The 1,876-nt window shown below is 39.1% G+C and carries 3 protein-coding genes; all 3 read left to right on the top strand.

Annotated features, from left to right (window positions below; all coding sequences use genetic code 11):
• The coding region (locus D8Q48_RS16945; RefSeq protein WP_121057387.1) for an SDR family oxidoreductase at positions 1–389 on the top strand (389 nt) is incomplete at its 5' end.
• Between the two features lie 275 nt (positions 390–664).
• Positions 665–952 (top strand): rhodanese-like domain-containing protein, encoded by a 288-nt coding sequence (locus tag D8Q48_RS16940; protein WP_117989807.1) that lies wholly within the window; start codon positions 665–667, stop codon positions 950–952.
• 1 nt (position 953) lies between these two features.
• Positions 954–1,876: FAD-dependent oxidoreductase (locus D8Q48_RS16935; protein ID WP_191855130.1), on the top strand; the 923-nt coding region annotated here is incomplete at its 3' end.

Below are 1,876 nucleotides of genomic sequence, written 5' to 3'. Positions count from 1 at the left end.
TTAATACTACTCGTGTAGCAGCAGAATGTATGGTGGCAAGAGGCAAGGGGGTCATTCTCTCAACTTCTTCCATGGTGAGTATTTCGGGACAGCCAAGTGGGTTTGCTTATCCGGCATCGAAGTTTGCAGTAAACGGATTGACTGTATCATTAGCAAGAGAACTAGGACCTAAAGGTATTCGTGTTAATGCTGTTGCACCTGGGATTACAGAAACTGATATGATGAGGGCCGTGCCAAAGGAAGTTATCGAACCTATGATTGAAAGAATTCCATTGCGTCGTCTTGGACAGCCAGAAGATATTGCCAATGCATTTGTGTTTCTTGCTTCAGATGAAGCGAGTTATATTACAGGTGTTATACTAAGTGTAGATGGTATGGCAAGAAGTTAAGGCAATGTGGTATGGTGATGTAATCACGGAAAATAAATGAAATTAAGACTATAATAAATCTACAAAAAGAAAAAGATAAGGAGAACTGTAAAATGTCTGCTATTAATATCAATAAAAATAATTTTCAGAACGAAGTACTGAATTCCGATAAACCCATTCTTTTAGATTTGGAAGATTGTACAGCAGGTTTCAGGGGCGAGACCTAAGAATGCGATTTTAGAAATGCTTTAGGGAGGTGTGCTAATGTTTTTTTTAATCTCTTTAAACAGTCAAATATTAATCAAGGCATAGAAGAATATAAAAGGACTGATGATGCAGTTCTGCTGGATGTACGTACACCGCAAGAATATCAGGAAGGACATATACCAGAAAGTAAAAATGTGCCGTTGCAGCAACTTGACAATATTGCTTCTGTAGCGAAGAATAAGGATATCCCACTGTTTGTATACTGTTATTCCGGTTCACGAAGCCGCCAGGCAACTGGGATACTGCAACGAATGGGATATTCTAAAGTAAATAATATCGGTGGCATTGCAGCTTACTCAGGAAAGGTGGAAAAATAAGATGAAGGTAATAATTGTAGGAGGTGTAGCCGGAGGAGCTACAGCTGCAGCAAGAATACGCAGACTGGATGAATATGCAGAAATAACGGTATTTGAAAAATCTGGATATATATCCTATGCGAATTGTGGACTTCCATATTATATTGGAGATGTGATCACAGATCCGGAAGAACTTACGCTACAGACACCCGAGAGTTTTTTAAAACGCTTCCGTATTAATATGAAAATTCATCATGAAGTTATCTCTATACATCCGGAACGTAAAACTGTTTCAGTGAAGAATTTAGAAAAAGGTGAAATATTTGAAGAAAATTACGATAAACTTATCCTTTCTCCAGGTGCAAAACCAACACAGCCGAGACTTCCTGGAGTAGGCATTGATAAACTTTTTACACTTCGTACAGTAGAAGATACTTTTCGGATAAAGGAATATATAAATAAGAACCATCCAAAATCGGCTGTATTGGCAGGTGGTGGCTTTATTGGTCTGGAACTGGCAGAAAATTTGAGGGAGCTTGGCATGGATGTTACAATTGTCCAGCGGCCTAAGCAGCTGATGAATCCTTTTGATCCAGATATGGCATCCATGATCCATAATGAAATGAGAAAACATGGAATAAAACTGGTATTGGACTATGCAGTAGAAGGATTTAAAGAAAAAGACAATGGAGTGGAGGTCCTGTTGAAAGATAATCCATCCATTCAGGCTGATATGGTAGTTCTGGCAATCGGAGTCACACCAGACACAGTATTAGCAAAAGAAGCCGGTATGGAACTTGGCATCAAGGAAAGTATTATAGTGAATGACAGAATGGAAACCTCTGTACCGGATATTTATGCTGCAGGTGATGCAGTTCAGGTAAAACATTATGTTACGGGTAATGATGCGCTGATTTCTTTGGCAGGACCAGCCAATAAACAGGG

This window comes from Ruminococcus sp. B05, assembly GCF_003628495.1.
Lineage (GTDB): Bacteria > Bacillota > Clostridia > Lachnospirales > Lachnospiraceae > Schaedlerella > Schaedlerella hominis.
The sequence above is the reverse complement of the archived record's forward strand: the minus strand, read 5'-3'. Positions and strand labels throughout refer to the sequence as shown.